The 22,132-nt window shown below is 61.4% G+C and carries 20 protein-coding genes; 6 read left to right on the forward strand and 14 right to left on the reverse strand.

The window, feature by feature from the left end; all coding sequences use genetic code 11:
• Positions 1 to 54: 54 nt before the first annotated feature.
• From ABX75_RS19430 to ABX75_RS19450, 5 genes are all read left to right on the forward strand, one after another.
• Entirely contained in the window at positions 55 to 585 is a 531-nt protein-coding gene (locus tag ABX75_RS19430; RefSeq protein ID WP_034101179.1) for a 4-vinyl reductase, read from the forward strand.
• 16 nt (positions 586 to 601) lie between these two features.
• The gene (gene dgcA / locus ABX75_RS19435; protein WP_034101177.1) at positions 602 to 2,662 is read left to right on the forward strand and encodes a dimethylglycine demethylation protein DgcA; all 2,061 of its coding nucleotides are present in this window, start codon (positions 602 to 604) and stop codon (positions 2,660 to 2,662) included.
• 156 nt (positions 2,663 to 2,818) lie between these two features.
• Entirely contained in the window at positions 2,819 to 4,762 is a 1,944-nt protein-coding gene (gene dgcB / locus ABX75_RS19440) for a dimethylglycine demethylation protein DgcB (RefSeq protein WP_034115319.1), read from the forward strand.
• Positions 4,762 to 5,982, forward strand: a complete 1,221-nt coding sequence (locus ABX75_RS19445; protein ID WP_034101174.1) for an electron transfer flavoprotein subunit alpha/FixB family protein — start codon at positions 4,762 to 4,764, stop codon at positions 5,980 to 5,982. Before dgcB ends, ABX75_RS19445 begins: the two co-directional genes overlap by 1 nt.
• A gap of 10 nt (positions 5,983 to 5,992) precedes the next feature.
• A complete protein-coding gene (locus ABX75_RS19450; RefSeq protein WP_034139613.1) occupies positions 5,993 to 6,763 on the forward strand; it encodes an electron transfer flavoprotein subunit beta in 771 nt (256 codons plus the stop codon).
• A gap of 751 nt (positions 6,764 to 7,514) precedes the next feature.
• Here ABX75_RS19450 and ABX75_RS19455 read toward each other — a convergent pair.
• From ABX75_RS19455 to gbcA, 14 genes are all read right to left on the reverse strand, one after another.
• Positions 7,515 to 9,431, reverse strand: coding sequence for a secretin N-terminal domain-containing protein (locus ABX75_RS19455; protein WP_034101172.1), 1,917 nt, complete (start codon positions 9,429 to 9,431; stop codon positions 7,515 to 7,517).
• 18 nt (positions 9,432 to 9,449) lie between these two features.
• Entirely contained in the window at positions 9,450 to 9,941 is a 492-nt protein-coding gene (locus ABX75_RS19460) for a hypothetical protein (RefSeq protein WP_047882486.1), read from the reverse strand.
• Positions 9,938 to 10,474, reverse strand: coding sequence for a hypothetical protein (locus tag ABX75_RS19465; RefSeq protein WP_034115315.1), 537 nt, complete (start codon positions 10,472 to 10,474; stop codon positions 9,938 to 9,940). Before ABX75_RS19465 ends, ABX75_RS19460 begins: the two co-directional genes overlap by 4 nt.
• A gap of 6 nt (positions 10,475 to 10,480) precedes the next feature.
• On the reverse strand, positions 10,481 to 11,035 hold the full coding sequence (locus tag ABX75_RS19470) for a hypothetical protein (protein WP_034115314.1): 555 nt from the start codon (positions 11,033 to 11,035) through the stop codon (positions 10,481 to 10,483).
• Positions 11,032 to 11,757, reverse strand: a complete 726-nt coding sequence (locus ABX75_RS19475) for a hypothetical protein (protein WP_236238679.1) — start codon at positions 11,755 to 11,757, stop codon at positions 11,032 to 11,034. Before ABX75_RS19475 ends, ABX75_RS19470 begins: the two co-directional genes overlap by 4 nt.
• Positions 11,738 to 13,375, reverse strand: coding sequence for a GspE/PulE family protein (locus tag ABX75_RS19480; RefSeq protein ID WP_034115312.1), 1,638 nt, complete (start codon positions 13,373 to 13,375; stop codon positions 11,738 to 11,740). Before ABX75_RS19480 ends, ABX75_RS19475 begins: the two co-directional genes overlap by 20 nt.
• Positions 13,376 to 13,379: 4 nt before the next feature.
• Positions 13,380 to 14,564 (reverse strand): type II secretion system F family protein, encoded by a 1,185-nt coding sequence (locus ABX75_RS19485; protein WP_047882487.1) that lies wholly within the window; start codon positions 14,562 to 14,564, stop codon positions 13,380 to 13,382.
• A complete protein-coding gene (locus ABX75_RS19490; protein WP_034101162.1) occupies positions 14,561 to 15,025 on the reverse strand; it encodes a transglycosylase SLT domain-containing protein in 465 nt (154 codons plus the stop codon). The genes ABX75_RS19485 and ABX75_RS19490 overlap by 4 nt, the downstream gene beginning before the upstream one ends.
• Before the next feature lie 6 nt (positions 15,026 to 15,031).
• Complete coding sequence (gene gspG / locus ABX75_RS19495; RefSeq protein ID WP_047882488.1) at positions 15,032 to 15,463, reverse strand: type II secretion system major pseudopilin GspG; 432 nt, start codon at positions 15,461 to 15,463, stop codon at positions 15,032 to 15,034.
• Between the two features lie 179 nt (positions 15,464 to 15,642).
• Positions 15,643 to 17,169 (reverse strand): lytic polysaccharide monooxygenase, encoded by a 1,527-nt coding sequence (locus ABX75_RS28100; RefSeq protein WP_080758798.1) that lies wholly within the window; start codon positions 17,167 to 17,169, stop codon positions 15,643 to 15,645.
• A gap of 74 nt (positions 17,170 to 17,243) precedes the next feature.
• Positions 17,244 to 17,750 carry a hypothetical protein gene (locus ABX75_RS19505; protein ID WP_047882489.1) on the reverse strand — a complete coding sequence of 169 codons (507 nt, stop codon included), beginning with the start codon at positions 17,748 to 17,750 and terminating at the stop codon, positions 17,244 to 17,246.
• The gene (locus tag ABX75_RS19510) at positions 17,737 to 18,117 is read right to left on the reverse strand and encodes a type II secretion system protein (protein ID WP_047882490.1); all 381 of its coding nucleotides are present in this window, start codon (positions 18,115 to 18,117) and stop codon (positions 17,737 to 17,739) included. Before ABX75_RS19510 ends, ABX75_RS19505 begins: the two co-directional genes overlap by 14 nt.
• A complete protein-coding gene (locus ABX75_RS19515) occupies positions 18,092 to 18,586 on the reverse strand; it encodes a type II secretion system protein (RefSeq protein WP_034101157.1) in 495 nt (164 codons plus the stop codon). Before ABX75_RS19515 ends, ABX75_RS19510 begins: the two co-directional genes overlap by 26 nt.
• A gap of 803 nt (positions 18,587 to 19,389) precedes the next feature.
• A complete protein-coding gene (gene gbcA / locus ABX75_RS19520; protein ID WP_047882491.1) occupies positions 19,390 to 20,685 on the reverse strand; it encodes a glycine-betaine demethylase subunit GbcA in 1,296 nt (431 codons plus the stop codon).
• Between the two features lie 281 nt (positions 20,686 to 20,966).
• Between gbcA and gbcB the strand changes: the two genes are divergently transcribed.
• Positions 20,967 to 22,067 (forward strand): glycine-betaine demethylase subunit GbcB, encoded by a 1,101-nt coding sequence (gene gbcB, locus ABX75_RS19525; protein WP_034115310.1) that lies wholly within the window; start codon positions 20,967 to 20,969, stop codon positions 22,065 to 22,067.
• The last annotated feature ends 65 nt before the right edge of the window (positions 22,068 to 22,132 follow it).

Genomic DNA, 22,132 nt, shown 5'->3' on the forward strand with positions numbered 1-22,132 from the left:
CCGTCGCCCTCCGCGCGACGGGCATCAACACGAATTTTCTGGAGTTAAGTTTCCATGGCCAAGATCGCCCCGCAATTGCCTATCGAAGTCGACAGCGAAACCGGTGTCTGGACCTCCGACGCCTTGCCGATGCTGTATGTGCCGCGCCATTTCTTCGTCAACAACCACATGGGCATCGAAGAAGTGCTGGGCGCCGAAGCCTATGCCGAGATCCTCTACAAAGCCGGCTACAAATCCGCCTGGCATTGGTGCGAAAAAGAAGCCGAATGCCATGGCCTGGAAGGCGTCGCGGTGTTCGAGCACTACATGAAGCGCCTGTCGCAACGCGGCTGGGGCCTGTTCAAGATCCAAGACATCGACCTCGACAAGGGCACCGCCAGCGTCAAGCTGGAACACTCGGCGTTCGTCTACGTGTACGGCAAGGTCGGGCGCAAGGTCGATTACATGTTCACCGGCTGGTTCGCCGGGGCCATGGATCAGATTCTGCAAGCGCGCGGCAGCAGCCTGCGCACCGTCGCCGAGCAAGTCTACGGCGGCTCCGAAGAAGGCCACGACGACGGCCTGTTCATCGTCAAGCCGTTGTAAGTCGAGGAACCCTGCCATGGCTTTCGAAGCAATGTTCGCGCCGATCCAGATCGGCAAACTGACCATCCGCAACCGCGTGCTCAGCACCGCCCACGCCGAGGTGTACGCCACCGACGGCGGTATGACCACCGACCGCTATGTGAAGTACTACGAAGAGAAAGCCAAGGGCGGCATCGGCCTGGCGATCTGCGGCGGCTCCTCGGTGGTGGCCATCGATAGTCCCCAGGAATGGTGGAGTTCGGTGAACCTGTCCACCGACCGCATCATCCCGCACTTCCAGAACCTGGCCGACGCCATGCACAAGCATGGCGCCAAGATCATGATCCAAATTACCCACATGGGCCGTCGCTCGCGTTGGGACGGCTTTAACTGGCCGACCCTGATGTCGCCGTCCGGTGTGCGCGAGCCGGTGCACCGTGCAACGTGCAAGACCATCGAGCCGGAAGAAATCTGGCGCGTGATCGGCAACTACGCCCAGGCCGCGCGCCGCGCCAAGGCCGGTGGCCTGGACGGTGTGGAACTGTCCGCCGTGCACCAGCACATGATCGACCAGTTCTGGAGCCCACGGGTCAACAAACGTACCGACGAATGGGGCGGCAGCTTCGAAGGCCGCATGAAGTTCGGCCTGGAAGTGTTGAAAGCCGTGCGCGCCGAAGTGGGTGACGACTTCTGTGTGGGCATGCGCCTGTGTGGCGACGAGTTCCACCCGGACGGTTTGTCCCACGAAGACATGAAGCAGATCGCCAAGTATTACGACGACACTGGCATGCTGGATTTCATCGGCGTGGTGGGTTCGGGTTGCGACACCCACAACACCCTGGCCAACGTGATCCCCAACATGAGCTACCCGCCGGAGCCGTTTTTGCATTTGGCCGCCGGGATCAAGGAAGTGGTCAAGGTGCCGGTGCTGCACGCGCAGAACATCAAGGACCCCAACCAGGCCACGCGCATCCTCGAAGGCGGCTATGTGGACATGGTCGGCATGACACGTGCGCACATCGCCGATCCGCACCTGATCGCCAAGATCAAGATGGGCCAGATCGACCAGATCAAGCAGTGCGTCGGCGCCAACTACTGCATCGACCGCCAGTACCAGGGCCTGGATGTGCTGTGCATCCAGAACGCCGCGACCTCCCGTGAATACATGGGCGTGCCGCACATCATCGAGAAATCCACCGGGCCGAAACGCAAGGTGGTGGTGGTCGGTGCCGGCCCGGCCGGGATGGAAGCGGCGCGCGTAGCCGCCGAACGTGGCCACGACGTAACCCTGTTGGAGAAAAAAGAGTTTATCGGTGGGCAGATCACCACGGCTTCCAAAGCCCCGCAGCGCGATCAGATCGCCGGTATCACCCGCTGGTACCAACTGGAGTTGGCGCGCCTGAAAGTCGACCTGCGCCTGGGCGTGGCCGCCGATGCCGACACCATCCTGGACCTGCGTCCAGACGTGGTAGTGCTGGCCGTCGGCGGTCATCCGTACATCGAGCAGAACGAACATTGGGGCGCCGCCGAAGGCTTGGTGGTCAGCAGTTGGGATGTGCTCGACGGCAAAGTCGCGCCGGGTAAGAACGTGCTGGTGTACGACACCATCTGCGAATTCACCGGTATGTCGGTGGCGGATTTCCTCGCGGACAAAGGCAGCCAGGTGGAAATCGTCACCGACGACATCAAGCCTGGCGTGGCCATCGGCGGTACGTCGTTCCCGACTTACTACCGCAGCATGTACCCCAAGGAAGTGATCATGACCGGCGACATGATGCTGGAAAAGGTCTACCGCGAGGGCGACAAGCTGGTGGCGGTGCTGGAGAACGAATACACCGGCGCCAAAGAGGAGCGTGTGGTCGATCAGGTGGTGGTCGAGAACGGCGTGCGTCCGGACGAAGCCATTTACTACGGGCTCAAGGAAGGTTCGCGCAACAAAGGCCAGATCGACGTGGAAGCCTTGTTCGCGATCAAACCGCAACCGTGCCTGAGCGAAGCGGGCGAGGGCTACTTGCTGTTCCGCATCGGTGACTGTGTGGCCCAGCGTAATACCCACGCTGCCATCTACGACGCCCTGCGCTTGTGCAAAGACTTTTGATGAGGTGAACGCGGTCAAATGTGGGAGGGGGCTTGCCCCCGATAGCGGTGGTTCAGCGACAACTGTACCAACTGACAGTCCGCCATCGGGAGCAAGCCCCCTCCCACATTCGGGCCAGTTTCACAGTAGACCTGTGCGGTCTGTGGGAGCTTCACCATGTTGAACACCTTGCTGCCTATTCTCTTGTTTGCCGCCCTCGGCCTCGCCGTCCTCGGCGCCCTGCGCCGGGTAAACATGTGGCGCCGTGGCCGCGCGTCCAAGGTCGACCTGCTGGGCGGCCTGCTGGCCATGCCCAAGCGCTACATGGTCGACCTGCACCATGTGGTCGCCCGCGACAAATACATCGCCAACACCCACGTCGCCACGGCGCTGGGCTTTGTGCTGTCGGCGCTGCTGGCGATCCTGGTGCACGGCTTCGGCCTGCAGAACCGGATCCTCGGCTACGCCTTGCTGCTGGCGTCGGTGCTGATGTTTGTCGGCGCCACCTTCGTGTACCTGCGTCGGCGCAACCCGCCGTCGCGCCTGTCCAAAGGCCCGTGGATGCGCTTGCCGAAAAGCCTGATGGCGTTCTCGGTGAGTTTCTTCCTGGTGACCCTGCCGGTGGCGGGCATCCTGCCCGCGGACTTTGGCGGTTGGCTGCTGGCTGCGCTGCTCAGCGTGGGCGTGCTGTGGGGCGTGAGCGAGATGTTCTTCGGCATGACCTGGGGCGGCCCGATGAAACACGCCTTCGCCGGTGCCCTGCACCTGGCCTGGCACCGCCGCGCCGAGCGCTTCGGCGGCGGCCGTTCCACCGGGTTGAAACCGTTGGACCTGAGCGATAAAGCCGCGCCCCTGGGCGTGGAAAAGCCCAAGGATTTCACCTGGAACCAACTGCTCGGTTTCGACGCCTGCGTGCAGTGCGGCAAGTGTGAGGCCGCGTGCCCGGCGTTCGCCGCCGGCCAGCCGCTGAACCCGAAAAAGCTGATCCAGGACATGGTGGTCGGCCTGGCGGGCGGCACCGATGCCAAGTTCGCCGGCAGCCCATATCCGGGCAAAGCCATTGGCGAGCACGGCGGCAATCCGCATCAGCCGATCGTCAACGGCCTGGTGGACGCCGAGACCCTGTGGTCCTGCACCACCTGCCGCGCCTGCGTGGAAGAGTGCCCGATGATGATCGAGCATGTGGATGCCATCGTCGACATGCGCCGCCACCTCACCCTGGAAAAAGGCGCGACGCCGAACAAAGGCGCCGAAGTCCTGGAAAACCTGATCGCCACTGACAACCCCGGCGGCTTCGCTCCGGGTGGTCGCCTGAACTGGGCGGCGGACCTGAACCTGCCATTGCTCAGCGAAAAAGGCAGCACCGACGTGCTGTTCTGGGTCGGCGACGGCGCTTTCGACATGCGCAACCAACGTACCCTGCGTGCGTTCGTCAAAGTGCTGAAAGCGGCCAAGGTCGACTTCGCCGTGCTGGGCCTCGAAGAACGCGACAGCGGCGACGTGGCGCGGCGCCTGGGCGATGAAGCGACCTTCCAACTGCTGGCCTCGCGCAATATCCAGACCCTGGCCAAGTACAGTTTCAAACGAATCGTCACCTGTGACCCCCACAGCTTCCATGTGCTGAAAAACGAGTACGGCGCCTTCAACGGCAACTACCGCGTGCAACACCACAGCACCTTCATGGCCGAGCTGATCGGCGAAGGCGCGCTGAACCTGGGCCAGCACAAAGGCGACAGCGTGACCTACCACGACCCGTGCTACCTGGGCCGTTACAACGGTGAGTACGAAGCGCCGCGCCAAGTGCTGCGGGCGTTGGGTATCGAGGTCAAGGAGATGCAGCGGTCCGGTTTCCGCTCACGGTGCTGCGGCGGCGGTGGCGGTGCGCCGATCACTGACATTCCCGGCAAGCAACGGATCCCGGATATGCGCATGGAAGACATCCGCGAAACCGGCGCCGAGCTGGTGGCCGTTGGCTGCCCGCAATGCACCGCGATGCTCGAAGGGGTGGTCGAACCGCGCCCATTGATCAAGGACATCGCCGAACTGGTGGCCGACGCCTTGCTTGAGGAGGCTCAACCGGCCAAGTCACCGACCAAGCGTGAACCTGCGGAGGTGCACTGATGAGCGACATAATCCGCCGCGACCCACGGGCCGAATGGATCGCCCGTAACCGCCTGCACCCGCTGCATGCGGCGATGCAGCCGGTGCAGCACAGCTGGATGGGGCCCAATGGCGTCATCCGCAAGAACGTGCATGGCATCGGTTTTATCGGCCCCAACGGCATCAAACGCATTGACCGCAGCGGCGCCCAGCAAGGTGGCGCCAGTAAACGTACCGCAGCCGCCGAAGTGCAATTGCCGCTGCATCAAGTCGCTGCGCCGGCGTTCTACATCAACGTGGTGCCGGACATGGTCGGTGGCCGCCTGAGTAGCCATGACCGCGACCTGCTTGGCCTGGCTCGGCAGCTGGCCGGCGACGACGGCGCGGTGTTGGCGGTGGTGTTTGGCGAACACAAGGAAAGTGCGTTTGCCACGGCCGGCGTTGATCGCCTGCTGGTGCTCGACGGCGCCGAGTTCGACGGCTATTCGCCGGAACAACGGGTGCAAGGTCTGCGGGCTGTGGATAACCAATTCAATCCACGCCACTGGCTGCTGCCTGACAGCCGCAGCGGTGGCGGCGAGCTGGGCCGGCGTTTTGCCGCCAGCCTCAAGGAGCGCCCGGCCACGCGGGTGTGGCAGATCAAAGACAACACCTGCACCGGCCGCGCCGGTGCGGGCCAAGAGGATTTGGCGCGGCCGCTGCCACGCCTGATTCTGGCCGCCGCCGAATGTGCCGACCCGGTCAGCGAAACCCGCCATGAAGTGTTGCCCGTGGAGTTATCCACAACCCTGGCGCGCAGCTTGCCGCGTATCGAGGATCTCGGCGCGGTGGCGGTGGACCCGGCGGCCATTCCCATGGCCGAAGCGGAATTTATTTTCTCCGGCGGCAACGGCGTGAAGGACTGGGCCCTGTTTCACCAGACAGCCGCCGCACTGGGCGCCACCGAAGGCGCCTCGCGGGTGGCGGTGGACGATGGCTTTATGGCGCGTGATCGCCAGGTCGGCGCCAGCGGCACCTGGGTCACCGCGCGGGTATATGTGGCCGTGGGGATTTCCGGGGCGATCCAACACCTGCAAGGCATCGGTGCCTGCGACAAGGTGGTGGCGATCAACCTCGACCCGGGTTGCGACATGATCAAGCGGGCCGACCTGTCGGTGATCGGCGAAAGCGCCGCGATACTGCACGCCTTGATCGATGCGGTCGAGGCCTACCGCAACGGCGCCAAGCGCGACGCGGCTTGAGGATATGAGCATGAGCACGAATGTAATCAGCCTGGTGTCCATCGGCGCCCACCCGACTTCCGGTCGCCCGCGCCGCGCCGAGCAGGACGCCCGCGCGGTCGAGCTGGGTTTGCAGCTGGCTGGGGATAAGTTGCAGGTGCTGCATGCCGGCAACATCGCCGAGCCGACCCTGCGCAGCTATCTGGGCATGGGTTTGCCGCAACTGCATGTGCTGGAGCAACCGGCCACCGCCGACGCACTGCCGGTACTCAGCGAGTACCTGCGTGATGCCGGAGCCCAGGTGGTGCTTACCGGCAGCCAGGCGGAAACCGGCGAAGGCTCGGGAATGCTGCCGTTTTTGCTCGCCGAGCAATTGGGTTGGCCGCTGATTGTGGGGCTGGCACAGGTGGAGTCCATCGACGGCGGCGTGGCCCATGTGCTGCAAGCTTTGCCACGGGGCCAGCGGCGGCGCTTGAAGGTGCGCCTGCCGTTTCTGGCCACGGTGGACAATGCCGCGCCCAAACCACGACAGAGCGCCTATGGCCCGGGCCAGCGCGGGGAACTGGCGGCCCATGAGGTCGAGGTCGAAGACGATGCGCTGTTGATGGGTGCCACCCTGCAACCGGCCAAGCCCCGACCCAAGCGGCTCAAGGTGATCAAGGCCAAGAGCGGCGCCGACCGCATGAAAGCGGCCACGGCCAAGGCCAGTGGCGGCGGTGGGCAGGTACTCAAAGGCGTCAGCGCTGAAGAAGGCGCCCAAGCCATCCTCAAGTTGCTGATCGAGGAAGGCGTCGTACGCTGACCCACCCGTACTGCAAAACCAATGTGGAAGGGGGGCTTGCCCCCGATTGCCGTGTGTCAGCCTGAGTATTTTTAACTGAACCACCGCTATCGGGGGCAAGCCCCCTCCCACAGTTTGATCTTCTTCAAGGTCTGAGATTAAAGGGCGGCTGGCTCGGGCTTCGGCACCAGATCCGGTAACCCGGCCCAAGCGGCTCAAGGTGATCAATGTGGGAGGGGGCAAGCCGCCTACCACAATTTGATCTTCTTCAAGTTCTGAGTTTAAGGGGCGGCTGGCTCAGGCTTCGGCGCCAGATCCGGTAACCCGGCCCAAGCGGCTCAAGGTGATCAATGTGGGAGGGGGAGCCCCCTACCACAATTTGATTTTCTTCAAGTTCTGAGATTAAGGGGCGGCTGGCTCGGGATTCGGCGCCAGATCCGGTAACCCCGGCCCAAGCGGCTCAAGGTGATCAATGTGGGAGGGGGCTTGCCCCCGATTGCCGTGTGTCAGGCTCAGTATTTTTAACTGAACCACCGCTATCGGGGGCAAGCCCCCTCCCACAGTTTGATTTTCTTCAAGTTCTGAGTTTAAGGAGCGGCTGGCTCAGGCTTCGGCGCCAGATCCGGTAACCCCGGCCCAAGCGGCTCAAGGTGATCAATGTGGGAGGGGGCTTGCCCCCGATTGCCGTGTGTCAGCCTGAGTATTTTTAACTGAACCACCGCTATCGGGGGCAAGCTCCGGCCCACAGTTTGATCTTCTTCAAGGTCTGAGATTAAGGGGCGGCTGGCTCGGGCTTCGGCACCAGATCCGGTAACGGCGGCGGCAAGGGCTGCCAGTTGGCGTCCGGTTGCTGCATCGGTGGCGGCAGCGCGGGCGTCGGGTCGCCTCCGGTGGGTTTGAGGATCATCTTTTCCGTGGTGTCGCGCAGGATCATGCCCTGCGTCGAACTGCGCGCTTCGGTGCCGCTGTGAAAGGTGCTGATCTGGGAAATCGGCAAGTCCAGGTTGCGTTCGATCCGGGGCGTCAGCAGCAGGATGATTTCGGTTTTCTGCTGGGTATTCACATTGGTGCCGAACAGTTTTTTGCCGATCCACGGGATTTTGCTCAACCAGGGCAGGCCAGAACCCTCGTCGACGTCGGCGGTACGGATCAGGCCTGAAACCACCTGGGTCTCATTGTTACGGGCGGTGAGCAGGGTTTTGGTGGCGCGCGAGCCCAGTTCAAAGGTGGCCGGTACGTTGTCCGAGCTGGGGATGCGCTTGGTGATATGGCTCATCTCCACGTTCAGTTCCAGGTTCACTTCATCGCTCAGGCTGATGATCGGCTTGACGGTGATCTGCAACCCCACATCCTGGTAAGACACCGACGAGGTGGTGATCTGGTTGGCCGTGGTAGTGGTCACCACCGGGATTTTATCGCCGATGTTCACCTGCGCTTCTTCACGGTTGCGCACGCGCACCCGGGGGTTGGCCAGGGTCACCGTATTGCCGCTGCGTTGCAGCATATTGATCCGCGCCTCGGTGCTGTTGGCATCCAGCAGAATATTGTCGCCGTTGATGCCGCGCAGGGCGCTGATCGGGATGCCCGCCAGCCCGGCCGGCACGTTGCTCAGGTTGCCAACGGACACGCCGATGCTGCCGGGGTACTGGATACCCAGGTTCAGTTCGTCGCTGAGGCTGACTTCCAGCACCTGGATATCGATGGTCACTTCCGACTGCGCGATATCGATGGCCTCCACCAGTTTTTCCACGGCACTCAGGGTGTCCAGACCATCGCGCACCAGCACGGCGTTGAGGCGCTCGTCCACCAGCACTTCCTTGGGCTTGAGCACTTGCTTGATCTCAGCGGCCACGACCTTGGCATCGCCATGGCTGAGGTAGAAGGTGCGCACCGCCAGCTCGCGGTATTCACGTTCTTTGTCCGGGCGCTTTGGGTAAATCAGCACGGTGTTGTTGTTGAGGATTTTCTTGTCCAGGCTCTGGGTGGTCAGCAACAGGTTCAGCGCGTCTTCGGCGGTGGTGCGGCTGGCGGTCATGCTGGCCGACGCGCTGGGGTTGACGTCTTTGTCGATGACGAAATTGACCCCCGATAACCGTGCGATGGTCTCGAAAATCGTGGTCAGGCTCTGGGAACTGAACTCCAGGCTCAAAGGTTTGCGCATGGCCTCGGAGAGGTCGGCGCTGAGGTGGTCGGCACTCACCAGTTCGCGGGTCAAGGCGTTGCGCAGGTCCAGGGCCTCTCGGTAGTTGGGCTTTTGCGCGATGATCTGGCGCACCAGGTTAAGCGCTTCCACCGGGTTGGAGCGTTTCATCTCATAGGCCCGCGCCAGTTGCGGGCGCAGTTGTTTCATCGCCTGGATGCTCTGGATTTGCTGGCGTGCGCCCAGGTTGCTGGGGTCGTACTTGAGGATGGTCTCCAGGGCGCGGATAGCGGCGGTGTCATCGCCACGCACCATGGCGGCGTTGGCTTCACGGCTGTACTGGGCCACCAGCAACTCCAGCTTGCTGAACTGCGCGGTGCGCAGCTGTATATCGTCGGGGTCTTCCTTGGCCTCGGCTTGCAGCACCTCGACCGAACGCACGATATCGCCCTGTTGGCGCAACTCATCGCTTTGCTTGATCGCCCGCTGGGTTTCACACGCACTCACTGCGCACAGCGCCAGGCCCAAGGGAATCCATCTAAGCCGCATGATCGTGCCCCTCCCGGGTCAGTGCTTGTCCAGGCGCAGGGTGCTGACATGCTTCAACGGCATGTAGGTCAGCACCACGGCGTTGTCAGTGAGTTTGTCCAAGCGGTAATGGGCGTCCAGCATCTTGCCGGGCACGATGCGCCCCGGCACCGAGCAGCGGTTGCATAAGGTGTATTGGGCGCCGTTGCCGCTGAGCACGACGATTTTCGCCTGGTTCTCGTAGCGCCATTGCGCGCTGACCTTGAAGGGCAGCGCTGGCGGCCTGCGCGGTGCGTTGTCCACTGGTGGGGGCGGCGGCGGCGGGGTCCAGGTCTGTATGGGAAACAGGTCGACGATCGTCTCCGCGGGTTCGGCGGTGGGTGTGGGCGCGGCCGGCTCGCTCGGCGCTGGCTTGGTGGTAACGGGGGCCGATGCGCTGTCGAGGGGCTCGGGCTGGTCTTGCCAGAACAGCCAGCCGCAACCGATCAACGTCAGCACCAGCAGGATGCGCAGGTACAACGGAAGTTTCATTCCACCACCCCCAGCACGCTGATTTTGAGGTCGATGGTGAGCAGGCCGCTGGTGATTTCCTTGCGCTCCAGGGTGAGGTTTTCGATGCGTACCGCTGGCTCTTTGGCGATGTCGGTCAAGGCCTCGCGCAGCAGGAAGTAAGGGCCGGAGAGGGGGATCTGCGCATCCAGACGTTGCAGCCCGGTCTCCCCCGGCGTGGAGTAGGCCAGAGTGGTTTGCTCAATGATGAAACCGCGTTGGCTCAGCAGGCCCAGCAGTTTTTCCAGGCGCGGGGCAAAGTCTTGTGCCGTGGGCAGGGCTTCCACTACTGCCGGTTCCGTCACTTGAACGTCTTGGGGCTGCTCGTCGATACCCGCTTGCAGCGCCTGGCGTCGCTGGCTGTCGGCGCTGCTGGCCGGTTGAATCAGCACGACTTCGATCAACAGCACCGCCGCCATTACGCCCACGGCCAACAGGCCCCAGAAGCCCAGGCGCTGGCGCCACTGCATCAGGTGCCAGCGCAGGCGCGGCAGGTGGCGAACGAGGGTGTCCATGGCCGGCTACCCTGCGCCAACGGTGAGTTTGACCTGCACTGGATGCTGCGGGTCGTTGCTCTTCAGTGCGCTTTGTTGCAGGTTCACTTGCACCCCAGGCTGGGCCTGGAGCCGGTCCACGAAGCGAAAGGCATCGCCCAGTTGTTTCACCTCCAGATCCAGGTGCAGCACTTGAGCTTGGGTGTTGACCTCTACGCGGGTCAGGGCGATCTCCTTGGACCAGGCCTGGGCCACGCCATCCATCAAGGCAAACGGTGTGGCCTTTTGCTGGGCGAAGCTCGCCAGTTGTTGTCTTTGCTGGGGCGACAAGCGGATGGCCGCCTGAATCAACTGCTCCTGACGGCGGGTCAGTTGGATAAATTGCTGCTCCAGCACATCGGTCTGTTGCTGCTGGTGCACCATGCGTTGCCAGTGATGCCAAGTGCTCACCAGTAACAGGCTCGTCATCAACCACAGCGCGGCCACCAGGGCGCGGTGGGTGGGGGCGGGGCGCTGGAAATCGACACGCGGTGCGCTGGGCGCGCGCAACTGTTGCCAGACACCGGCGAGCCTGGCTTTCATGATGGCGCCTCCTCCAGCCACGGGTGCACGGGCCCCAAGCGATGCTCCGCCGGCGCGTTGCTGACCACGAGCGTGGCCGGGGCATGCCGCTCGACCAGCAGGTCGGCGGTAAACAAGTTGTCGCTCAAGGTGCTGCCGGGTTGGGTGGGGATCACGCATACCTGATCGATGATGCCCAAGTGTCGATACAGGCAACTGAGGCTGCCGGCCTCGGGCACGGCCACCACGCAATCGTCAGGCAGGTGCCGCCAGTACTGTTGGGCGACCGCCGTCAGCACGGGGGTGCAGGTCACCAGCGGCAAGCGGTTGAGCTTGAACAGTTCGCGCAGGTCCAGCAGTAATTCTCGTGGTGTGGCGACCGCCAGGCGCGGTTGACCGAACGGGCTATCGGCGACCTGCACTTGCCAGTGCTCGGCATCGATATTGGCCTGCTGGCTGAACATCCCCTCGGCGAAACCTTGCCAGTCCTGGGCGCTGTACACCTCGGGTTGCCACGGCAGTAGCAGGTAATGCACATGGGGATAACCCAGCAGCACCGTGGCCCGGTCAAGGAACTTCACGCGTCCGCGCGGCGCCTGCTCCAACAGTTCGGCGCAGGCGGCCAGCGGCGTACCTTGGCATTGCGCGTGCCAGACAGGTGCGCCACGCCAGCGCGCGCGTGCGGCCCACTCGGCAGCGTCGCGATGCAGCCACACCACGTGCTCAATAAAGGGAAATGACACGGTGGATCTCCTTGAGCGTGGTGTCGCCCTGGGCGGCGTGGGCCAGGGCAATGTCGCGAATAAACACATGGCCGGCTCCACGGGCCAGCTCCCGCAGAATGGACGCTGAGCTGCGCGCCAGCAGACCCTCCTTGATGGTGTCGTTCATGCTCAGAACCTCCGCCAGGGCCAGCCGGCCGCGATAACCCGTGTGGCGGCAAGCGTCGCAGCCCTTGCCCACGCGGTAGTGACCTTGTTTCAACTGGGCCTCGGGCAACTGGGCGAGGCGGGCAATGTCCGGGTCGGGTTCGGCCTCCACCGCGCAATCTGCGCAGATGCGCCGCACCAGGCGTTGGGCGACCACGCCGTTGAGGGCTTCGACGAAACTCGCCGGGTCCACATCCATATAGGTGAAACGTTCGAGTACGCTGAATGCGCTATTGGCGTGTACCGACGACATCACCAAGTGCCCGGTCAGCGCCGCCTGCACTGCGATGCCCGCGGTTTCGCCATCGCGGATTTCGCCCACCAGGATCGTGTCCGGGTCGTGGCGCAGGATCGAGCGCAGGCCACGGGCAAAGGTCAGGCCCTTCTTGTCGTTGACCGGAATTTGCAGCACGCCGGGCAGTTCGTATTCCACCGGGTCCTCGATGGTGATGATTTTTTTCTCGCCGGTGTTGGTCTCCGACAACGCGGCATACAGGGTTGTGGATTTGCCGCTGCCGGTGGGGCCGGTGACCAGCAGCATGCCGTAGGGCTCGCTGGCCAGGGCGCGGATGCGGGCGATGGTGTCGGCGGCCAGGCCCAGGGCCTCCAGGCTCAGGGATTCGCCGCGCTGGGATTTGTCGAGGATGCGCAGCACCGCGTCTTCGCCGTGGATGCTGGGCATGATCGACACGCGAAAATCCACTTCGCGCCCCTGGATCTTCATCTTGAAACGCCCGTCCTGGGGCACGCGTCGCTCACCGATATCCAGCTCCGACAACACCTTGATCCGCGACAGCGCCTGCTCGGCCATGTCCATGCCGCTGGCCTGGCCCATCTGCTGCAACACGCCGTCGATGCGGTACTTGATCACCAGGCCGCCGGGAGTGGTTTCCACATGGATGTCACTGGCGCGGCTTTGTAGCGCATCGAACAGCATGGAGTTGACCAGGCGCACCACCAGATTGTCGTCGCGGGCGATGCTGCTCAAGGAGATTTCCTGGGCGGCCTGGCCGATCGGTGCGTCAGGGTCGTCTTCGCCGAAGGGTTGCATCACCCGCTGGCTGGCTTCGGCTTTGGTCAACTGGGCGTTGACCGCACCGGGCAGGCTCATGGCCAGAGGCAGTTGGCGCAGGGTACTGGAAGACTGCAACCAGTGTCGGCTGGCCAGGGTAAAGGGGTCGCCCAGCACCAGGCAGGGTTGGCCCAGGTGATCCAGGGGCAGCACGTTATGCAGCAGTGCCTGGGGCAGGGGCAACAGGTCGAAACGCCAGTCTTCGCCCAGCTGCTCAGGCCCGATGGGGAGCAGCCCCAACGGCTCGGCGACTGTGTGCAGTTGGTCAGGGGCGGTGGTCAGCAATTCGGTCAGGTATGCCGCCAATGTGATGCCCCGTTGGCTCGCCAAGGCCTGCCACTTGTGCGTGTTCTCGCTCATTGCGTCACCCTTGGATGGAGCCTGCCAGTTCAAAAATCGGCATGTACAACATGAACACAATCAGGCCGATCAGCCCGCCCACCACCAGCATCAACAAGGGCTCGAAGACCTTGCTGAACAGCTCGATGGCGCGCTCCAAGGCTTCATCGTGAAACTGCGCGATGCGCTCGCACATCGCTGCCAATTCGCCGCTTTGCTCGCCTACCCGCAACAGGCGTTCGGCGACGGCGGTGGTCAGTTGGTGGCGGGCCAGGGAGGTGGACAATGGCTGACCTGCCTGGATATCGGTCATGGCCTGGCGCAGGGCCGCTTGGCGTTCCACCGGCAGCAAGGCACCGGAGAGCTCTACCGCCGTAACCACCGGCATCCCGCCCATCAGCAACATGCCCGCCGTGCGGTAGAAGCGCGCCAGGATGAACAGCGTGCGCTGGGCGCCCAGGCTCGGAATCTTCCAGAACAGCTCGGCCACGCGACACTTGAACCCGGCGCTGCGAAACAGCAGCACCAGCGCACCTACCGCCAGCGCCAGGCCGATCAGCAACTCCATGCCGCGTGCGTCTACCAGCGCGCCCCACCACACCATGAAGCGCGCGGTGGCGGGTAAGTCGGCGACGGCGTCGAACACCGAGGCGAAACGCGGGATCACGAAGAACAGCAAAAACAACAGGATCAACGCACCCACGCTAAGCACTACCAGGGGGTACATCAGGGCACCGCTGACGCGTTTTTTCACGGTTTCCAAATGCGCTTCAAAGTGATGGTAGCGGCGCAGGGCTATGGCCAATTGGCCGCTGTGTTCGGAGGACGCCACGGTGGCGATCAGCAATGAAGGAAACGTCTGCGGCTTGAGCTGCATTGCCCTGGACAGCGAGTTACCCTCATACATCGAGGCCAGTAGCTCGCTCATGACCTGCCGATTTATCCCCGGCGGTGCTTTGTCGCGCAGGGTTTCCACCGCTTCTACCAGCACCAGGCCGGCGTCCAGCAGCACCACCAATTCCTGGATGAACAAGCCGAGGGCGAACTTGGAGCGCCGGCTCGGCAGTTTGAGTTGGCGACGGGCTTTGAGCGAGATGACCTGGGCGCCGTCGGCCTGCAATTGCTGGCGCGCCTGGGCCAGGTCAACGGCTTGCAGGTGCAGGGACTGCAAATGACCGTCGCGGATGATGCGGGCGTCTATTTCGATCATGGCGTTTGCCTCGCCAGTTTCCGGCGCTGTTGCAGCAACTCGCCGTAGTAACGCCACACCGCCAGGGCGTAACGCGTACGGCGCGCCTCGCGGTCCGGCTTGGGCCCGGCGTTGTAGGCGCCTACGGCCTGCCAGCCGTAGCCGTTTTCGCGGATAAAACCGGCCAGGATCCACGCGCCGACCATCACGCTGGTGCAAGGCTGAGTGATCAGGTGCTGTTCGGTGATGCCGAACCGCGCCAATGCCGGTAAGTGGCGGCTGTTGATCTGCATCAGGCCGATGTCCTGGCTGCCGTCGGCATTGATATTGCGCGCACGGGGGTTGAGGCCGGACTCGACCCTGGCGATGGCGTACAGCAGGAGCGGATCAACGTGATAACGACTGGCCGCCAGTTGCCAGCAATTGGCCTGGGCGGTGCCCGTAAGGCACAGAAGCGTCAGAACAATCCGCAGCGCGCACATGAGCCGTTACAGCCCGTAGACAATGTCGGCGTAGGTGTTGACGCCGCCGGCCTTGCCGTCGCGGCCCAGGGAGATGATCTCGGCGTCGTTGGGCGGGGTGCCCGGGTTTTTGTAGAGATATGGGTTGCCCCAGGGGTCAGGCGGCAACGTCTTCAAGTAAGGCCCCTGCCAATTGCCCGCATTGGCGGGCCGCGTGGTCAGCGCATTCAGGCCGAGGGTTTCGTCGGGGTAGTTGCCGTTGTCCAGGCGGTACTGGTTCAACGCATCGGCGATGGACTTCATCTGGCCTTGGGCGGTTTGCACCTTGGCCAGCTCCAGGCGGTCGAACATCTTGGGTCCGACATAGCCGGCGAGCAGGGCGATGATCAGCAGGACGACCAGCAGTTCCAGCAGCGTAAAGGCGCGTTGGAAGGGGGTGATAAGTATGCGTGTGCGCATGGCGATACTCGGCGGTTGTGATCAACTCTTCCGGCCCGCTGGGGAAGCGGGCACCGCCGGTAGGACTGCGTTATAACCAGTACTGCTTCCAATTGTAGCGTTGCGCGATATAAGGCGCCGTAAGGCGCCCTATAACGTTTGGCACTTGCTGTTATCAAGTCAGTGCATATGCCAGTGGCTCAAGGAACAACATCCCATGCGCGCTGCCAGAAAGTGGAACCGGGTTTGCCGGGTTCATTTTCATTCTGCCCGCACCATGCGCCTGCCGATCCCTGTTTGCACCGGTACTTCACTCCATAATTGGATACTTGTGAGCCGCTGTTATAGCCGCCATTCGGTTTCCACTGAGGGTAATCCGTGTCTCCGCTTGCAGGTTCTACGGTAAAGGAGAGCTTCGCCGGATCGGTTTTACCGTTTTGCTGGTCCCGAACGATCAATCGTGCTTCAAACGTGGTTACTTCTGGGACTTGGTAGGCCTTGCCGCTGATGGTCGCGCCATTCTGTGCGCCCGTCATCCCGGGGACGGCCCATTGATACAACAACGGGCCATTGCTCCCCGTTGACGTAGTGCCACTGAATGTGAAGGTCTCGCCCGACTTCAATGCAGTGGGACCTGTGATCCGTGCTATAGGTGGCGCCGGATTAACAGGGCCTGGGCCTTCACCTGCAATGATCGACATCGCCTGGCTGTAACCTTGTTGAGTGGCATAAGTCGAGTTGCTTAAAGGGTTTTGCACGTTGTAAGTAACGATCGAGCCCTCTAGCTCGCCGATTTTGGCGATGGAGGGATTGACTTGGTCGGCTATTTCTTTGCCCCATTGAACAGGCGGCAGATTTGCTGCGCTGATTTTATGAATGATATCGACCAGTTCTTTTTTTGCCCCATCGTTACCAAAAATCCGATAGTGCACGGAGTCGCCAGGTTTGAGCGTACTCATGTCGCCATTGATAAACGTGCCGATATTGTGAAGTTTCTCAGGCACACCTCCACCTGTGAAGTTCACGTCCGAGCACGAAATGAAAAACTCTCCATTCGGGTCGTCCCGTACCCAGATGCCGACAATCAACCCATTGCCCGAAAGCCCATTCGGGATAGTTCTTACTGTTTCGAAGTAGCCCGATGCACCGGGTAGTCTGGGTGGCGTTTGCCAGTTTGTTTTCGCAACTTCAAATATCTCTTCCTGGCCCAACTGCACCAGATCGCTCCACTTCAATTTGTCCGTGGCCGAATTGAAGCCTGGTTTGCTGGCAAATGTATAGAACTTGCTGGGTACGTGGGGGGCGGTGCCAATAAGTCGGAGGGTCAGCGGCTGTCCGGACGTCACGTCAGTCTTGGTCCAGTAGGGCGTTGGGTAATCCAGGCTGGCTTTTCTGGGGTCATTTGCAGCACAGATCTGGCCGTCTTTGATAATGGCTTTAATCTGATCCATCGATGGATTATTAATCCCTGGGATGTGTGAAACCTCATGCCATTGTTGCGCGGCGAATACTTTTTGGGCAGGGGTACCAAATAGCGTGGCTGATTCTCGGCAACCTTTATCCACAATGGAGGACCCATCCTCTGATTGCCAGTAGCCTCCGGTAGCCTGGCAATTCACCGCACGTGATGCCGGGATATCCAGAGCACCATGTGCCCAACTCAAGGTCGGTACCAAACACAAAGCAGGCACTGTCCATTTGATAAAACTCTTCATGTACTTATTCATGCTCTAGTCCACCTTCAATCCAGATAAACAAGTTCCGAACTGCTGGAACGATCAGTGTGTTCATATCGTTGAAATCATCGAGTCAGCTGATCTCCCAGAGGAGTGACGCGGGTTGCAGGGTTACTCTGTACAGAGCCATACAGAAACACCCACCCTTGATAACTGCCTTGCCCTGTAAAACTTTGATTGATGACCGCAAAGTTGCCTTGCTTGAACGGCGTGCCCTTGGCCTGGCTGAACACGCCCATGATGGTGTCGCCCGGCCCTGGCACGACGCCCCACTCGGTGGTGCCGGTCAGCGGGTCGGCGTAGACCCGGCGCAGGTAGCGCTTGACGGTCGGTTGGCGCCGGTCAAGCACCAGGTCTTCGAGGGACTTGGGAAAGGCATTGCCGGCCTTGTAGTACAGGCCGATGGCCCGGCGAATTTCGTTGCCGCGCGCCAGCAGTTCCAGTTCGCGTTCGCGCTGCAACACGCTGGACCACAGCGTGCCCGTCTCCATTAACATCACGGCCACGACGGCCACCGTCACCAGCATGCCCATGAACACCGAGCCGTGCTGGCGCTGCTTACCAGTCTGCATAGGCCGTCCCATCGTTAGCGGTGCCCGGTGCGCCGCTGCGTACGTCGCCCAGGCCTTGTTCGTCGGAGGGTTGCAGTTGCCAGGTCTCGCGCTTGCCGGTCAGCGGGTCCAGAGGGATTTCGCGCAGGTAGCGGCGGTCCACCAGGGCTTGCAAGGAGTCGGGGTTCTCGCCGTGGTCTTCGCGGTATTGATCCAGCGCCTGGCGAATGGTGGAGAGGTTGTGGCGCAGCACGGTTTCCTGGGCCTTGGCGTGCTGGCGAAAATACTGGGGGGTGACCAGCGTCATGAGTGTGGCGATGATGGCCATCACCACCAGCAATTCGATCAGGGTAAAACCGCGCTCACCACTGGCTGTACAACGTTCCATTCAAACTCTCCCGAGTGCTGCGGGATGAAACGTCAAATACATCTTCTCCCTCTTGTGGGTTATCGGCGCTGCTCTTGTAACTGCGCAATTGCCAGGTTTTTTCCGCTGCCAGTTCGGGACATTCGCAGAGAGGATCGCGAGGAATGCGTCGCAGAAAATAGAGTTTTTGACCTTGCAAGTTGGTCTGGTCGGTGACGCCATCGACCAATGTCTGCAATGAGGGCGGGTAACCACTGGCAGTGACGCTCTTTTCGATGCGCCCGTCGTCGCTGGCTTCTTTGTAGGAATCAATAGCGCGGCGTATCTCTCGCAACGAACGTTGCAAGTCGAGTTCTCGGTCGCGTTTGCCCATCAATGCTGTCAGCGGATAAGCCACTGTCGCCAGCGTGGCCAGCAAGGCCAGCGTCAGTAGTAATTCAATCAGCGTAAAACCTTTGGCGCAGTGATGGCTGGGTATGCCCTGCCACATCACTGTTGGTCCTCCCGTTTATCCCGCCAAGGACTTCCGCACTAACCCAGGCTGGTGAAATTAACTGCAAAGGTGAGTGTAGATGCGGAGTGTTTTTTGTACAGACGAATACCACCTAGGACGTTACCCACAATCGCTGTGTGTCTGGCTGTGGATAAGGTGTTCGTGGGTGCCTGTAGCTCAGGTAAATTAAGGGCTGCAGCCTGCTGTATGAAAAACAACCAGGCTAAGCCCCGGTTTTTTAAGCGTTTTGCGTGTGGATAAGCGTGGTGGGGTATTTGTACTTGCCCCCAAAATCTGTTGGCGCTTCTGTGGATAAGATGTTTGCTATCGGCTACAAGCCTTAAAGATAAAGGCTTTGATCGAAATGATTAAAAAGTGATCAATTCGCTGATTGAAGCGTTGAAATAGTGCTAAAGCCTGGATTTATGCAGGGTTGCCGCGGTTTTCCACAGTGCCGTGCAAGTTGCCCCCAAAGTCTGTTGGCGCTTCTGTGGATAAGGTGTTCACGTAGTGCTGCAAGCCACGATTTTATTGGCTTGTAGCGTATTGATCGAAAAATGATCAAATGCACACCCAAACCCGTAACTTGAATAAGTCACGGATTTTCTTCACTTATTTCTGGGTAATTGGCGCAGTTGCCCACAATTGCTGTGGGTGGCTCTGTGGATAAGTTGTTGGGCAAAGGCTGGAAGGCAGGCGGGTAGGGGGCTGGGAGAGATCTGATCAAATAGTAAGCAGTGCGAGGTTCGATTGTGGGAGGGGGCCGGGCCCCTTCCCACATTTCCAACGATTAGGAGCGTTTATTCGTGTGCCGCAACGCCTTTGAGGTAAGGCGCCGGTGCCGCGCCCAGGTTGCTCAGCATGCGCTCGCTGTACCAGTCCACGAAATTCACCACGCCGAACTCATAAGTCTTGGAGTACGGGCCCGGTTGATAGGCCGTGGAGTTGATGCCGCGCTGGTTTTCTTCTGCCAGGCGACGGTCCTGGTCGTTGGTGGCGTCCCAGACCTGGCGTATGCGCTCCACGTCATAGTCCACGCCTTCGACCGCATCCTTGTGTACCAGCCACTTGGTAGTGACCATGGTTTCCTGCGCGCTGATCGGCCACACCGTGAACACAATGATGTGGTCGCCCATGCAGTGGTTCCACGAGTGTGGCAGGTGCAGGATGCGCATCGAGCCCAGGTCCGGGTTCTTGATGCGGCCCATCAGCTTGGCGCAACCTTGTTTGCCATCGAGGGTCATCGACACGGTGCCCTTGAGCAGCGGCATCCGCACGATGCGGTTACGCAGGCCGAAGCTGGCGTGGGCGTACGGGATCTTCTCGGCGTCCCAGGCAGCGGCCGAGGCGGCGACGTGGTCCTTGAATGCCTGGTCGGCGCGTGGGTCGGTGACGTCGTCCCATTCCAGCAGGGTTTTGAGCAGCTCCGGGTGCGAACCGCCGCAGTGGTAGCACTCGCGGTTGTTCTCCAGCACCAGTTTCCAGTTGGCCTTTTCCATCAAGGTGGTTTGCACCGCCACCTTGGTGTTCTCCATGTCGTAGGGTTCCATGTAGTGGTTCAGGGTCGACAGGAAGTCATCGATGGCCGGCGGGTTTTCGGCCAGGCTGATGAAGATATAGCCGCCGGCGGTCTTCACGTTGACCGGCTTGAGGCCGTATTGATTCATGTCGAAGTCGGCGCCCATCTCGGTGCCGGCGAACAGCAGGCGGCCGTCCAGTTCGTAGGTCCACTGGTGATAATGGCAGACCAGTTTGGCCACCTTGCCCTTGTCGCTGGTGCACAGGCGCGAGCCACGGTGACGGCACACGTTGTGGAACGCATGTACCACGCCCTCGGCGCCACGGATCACGATGATCGGGTTCTTGCCCACTTGCAGGGTGAGGTAGTTGCCCTTGGTCGGAATCTCGCAGGTCATGCCGGCGATCAACCACTCTTTCTGGAAGATCTCCTGCATGTCGATATCGAACAAACGCTCATCGCAGTAGAACGGCTGCGGCAGCGAAAAGGTGCGCTCGCGCTCCTGCAGCATTTGCGCGGTGGCCTTGCGTGCGGGTTCCAGCGGATCGCCCAAGCTTAAGGTTGCGGTGACGTCCATCGTGTAGGTCCTCATGGCCATTCTGTGTGGCCGGCGAATAGTGGCTGATCAGGTGTGCAGCAAGGCGTAAAGAAAGCGTCGTTGTTGGGAGCGAGTGTGGGGCTGCTGATGCGGCGAACCTTATCCATGAGCGACATGGCCCACTCTGATCCCGACGCGCAAGCCCCGTGGTATGGGGGCTGGTCGCGATAAGTATGTGAATGTCGCAGATAGGTAAGTGGGCGGTTCTCGCGTTACGCAGAATCGCCACCATAAGGCCGACCTCGGCGGTGGAGAACAACATGTCCAATAATTTCCTGAATCCGGTAACCACCCAGACCTGGGCCAATGGTCGGCACATCGTCCGTTGCGTCAAAGTCATCCAGGAAACCTGGGATGTGCGCACCTTTTGCTTTATGGCCGACCAGCCGATCCTGTTCTTTTTCAAACCAGGGCAATTCGTGACTCTGGAGCTGGAAATCGACGGGCAGCCGATCATGCGCTCCTACACCATTTCCAGCTCGCCATCGGTGCCCTACAGCTTCTCGGTGACCATCAAGCGCGTGCCTGGCGGCAAGGTGTCCAACTGGTTGCACGACACTTTGCATGAAGGCCAGGAGCTGGCGGTGCACGGACCGGTGGGGCTGTTCAACGCCATCGACTTCCCCAGTCCGAAAGTGCTGTACCTCAGCGGCGGCGTGGGGATTACGCCAGTGATGTCGATGGCGCGCTGGTTCTACGACACCAATGCCAATGTCGACATGACCTTTGTCCACAGTGCCCGCTCGCCTAAAGACATCATCTACCACCGCGAGCTGGAGCACATGGCGTCGCGGATCGATAACTTCAGCCTGCACCTGATCTGCGAAAAGCACGGCCTGGGCGAACCCTGGGCCGGTTACCGCGGTTACCTGAACCACAAGATGCTCGAACTGATGGTGCCCGACTTCCTGGAGCGCGAAGTGTTCTGCTGCGGCCCAACGCCCTACATGACCGCCGTGAAGCGCCTGCTGGAAGCCGCCGGTTTCGACATGACGCGCTACCACGAGGAATCCTTCGGCGCCACGCCGCCCGAAGCTCGCGCCGATGCGGTGGAGCAAGCCGAACAAGCCGCCGACGCGCCGGAAGTCGACCTGGCGGACCTGCACCAGGTGGAGTTCATTACCTCGGGCAAGAGCATCCGCGTGGCGCCAGGCGAAACCGTACACGCCGCCGCCGCCAAGCTTGGCCTGATGATCCCCAAAGCCTGCGGCATGGGCATCTGCGGCACGTGCAAGGTGCTGAAGCTGGGTGGGGAAGTGGAGATGGAGCACAACGGTGGGATCACCGAGGATGATGAAGCCGAAGGCTACATCCTGTCGTGCTGCAGTGTGCCGAAGGGCGATGTGCGTATCGAGTACTGATCGCTCGAATGAACGTGCCTGGCCAGCCAGCTCGCAGCCCCGGCATCCCCACGCAGTGCGTGGGA

It is taken from the genome of Pseudomonas sp. ARP3, from assembly GCF_001029595.1.
GTDB classification, from domain to species: domain Bacteria; phylum Pseudomonadota; class Gammaproteobacteria; order Pseudomonadales; family Pseudomonadaceae; genus Aquipseudomonas; species Aquipseudomonas rhodesiae.

Bases quoted from the DNA above. Each gene is read 5' to 3' on its own strand.
- dgcB (WP_034115319.1), top strand. From the start codon at position 2,819: ATGTTGAACACCTTGCTGCCTATTCTCTTGTTTGCCGCCCTCGGCCTC.
- gbcB (WP_034115310.1), top strand. From the start codon at position 20,967: ATGTCCAATAATTTCCTGAATCCGGTAACCACCCAGACCTGGGCCAAT.
- gbcA (WP_047882491.1), bottom strand. From the start codon at position 20,685: ATGGACGTCACCGCAACCTTAAGCTTGGGCGATCCGCTGGAACCCGCA.
- ABX75_RS19515 (WP_034101157.1), bottom strand. From the start codon at position 18,586: ATGTGGCAGGGCATACCCAGCCATCACTGCGCCAAAGGTTTTACGCTG.
- dgcA (WP_034101177.1), top strand. From the start codon at position 602: ATGGCTTTCGAAGCAATGTTCGCGCCGATCCAGATCGGCAAACTGACC.
- ABX75_RS19490 (WP_034101162.1), bottom strand. From the start codon at position 15,025: ATGTGCGCGCTGCGGATTGTTCTGACGCTTCTGTGCCTTACGGGCACC.
- gspG (WP_047882488.1), bottom strand. From the start codon at position 15,463: ATGCGCACACGCATACTTATCACCCCCTTCCAACGCGCCTTTACGCTG.
- ABX75_RS19505 (WP_047882489.1), bottom strand. From the start codon at position 17,750: ATGCAGACTGGTAAGCAGCGCCAGCACGGCTCGGTGTTCATGGGCATG.
- ABX75_RS19480 (WP_034115312.1), bottom strand. From the start codon at position 13,375: ATGAGCGAGAACACGCACAAGTGGCAGGCCTTGGCGAGCCAACGGGGC.
- ABX75_RS19470 (WP_034115314.1), bottom strand. From the start codon at position 11,035: ATGAAAGCCAGGCTCGCCGGTGTCTGGCAACAGTTGCGCGCGCCCAGC.
- ABX75_RS19455 (WP_034101172.1), bottom strand. From the start codon at position 9,431: ATGCGGCTTAGATGGATTCCCTTGGGCCTGGCGCTGTGCGCAGTGAGT.
- ABX75_RS19485 (WP_047882487.1), bottom strand. From the start codon at position 14,564: ATGATCGAAATAGACGCCCGCATCATCCGCGACGGTCATTTGCAGTCC.
- ABX75_RS19465 (WP_034115315.1), bottom strand. From the start codon at position 10,474: ATGGACACCCTCGTTCGCCACCTGCCGCGCCTGCGCTGGCACCTGATG.
- ABX75_RS28100 (WP_080758798.1), bottom strand. From the start codon at position 17,169: ATGAATAAGTACATGAAGAGTTTTATCAAATGGACAGTGCCTGCTTTG.
- ABX75_RS19510 (WP_047882490.1), bottom strand. From the start codon at position 18,117: ATGGAACGTTGTACAGCCAGTGGTGAGCGCGGTTTTACCCTGATCGAA.
- ABX75_RS19460 (WP_047882486.1), bottom strand. From the start codon at position 9,941: ATGAAACTTCCGTTGTACCTGCGCATCCTGCTGGTGCTGACGTTGATC.
- ABX75_RS19445 (WP_034101174.1), top strand. From the start codon at position 4,762: ATGAGCGACATAATCCGCCGCGACCCACGGGCCGAATGGATCGCCCGT.
- ABX75_RS19450 (WP_034139613.1), top strand. From the start codon at position 5,993: ATGAGCACGAATGTAATCAGCCTGGTGTCCATCGGCGCCCACCCGACT.
- ABX75_RS19430 (WP_034101179.1), top strand. From the start codon at position 55: ATGGCCAAGATCGCCCCGCAATTGCCTATCGAAGTCGACAGCGAAACC.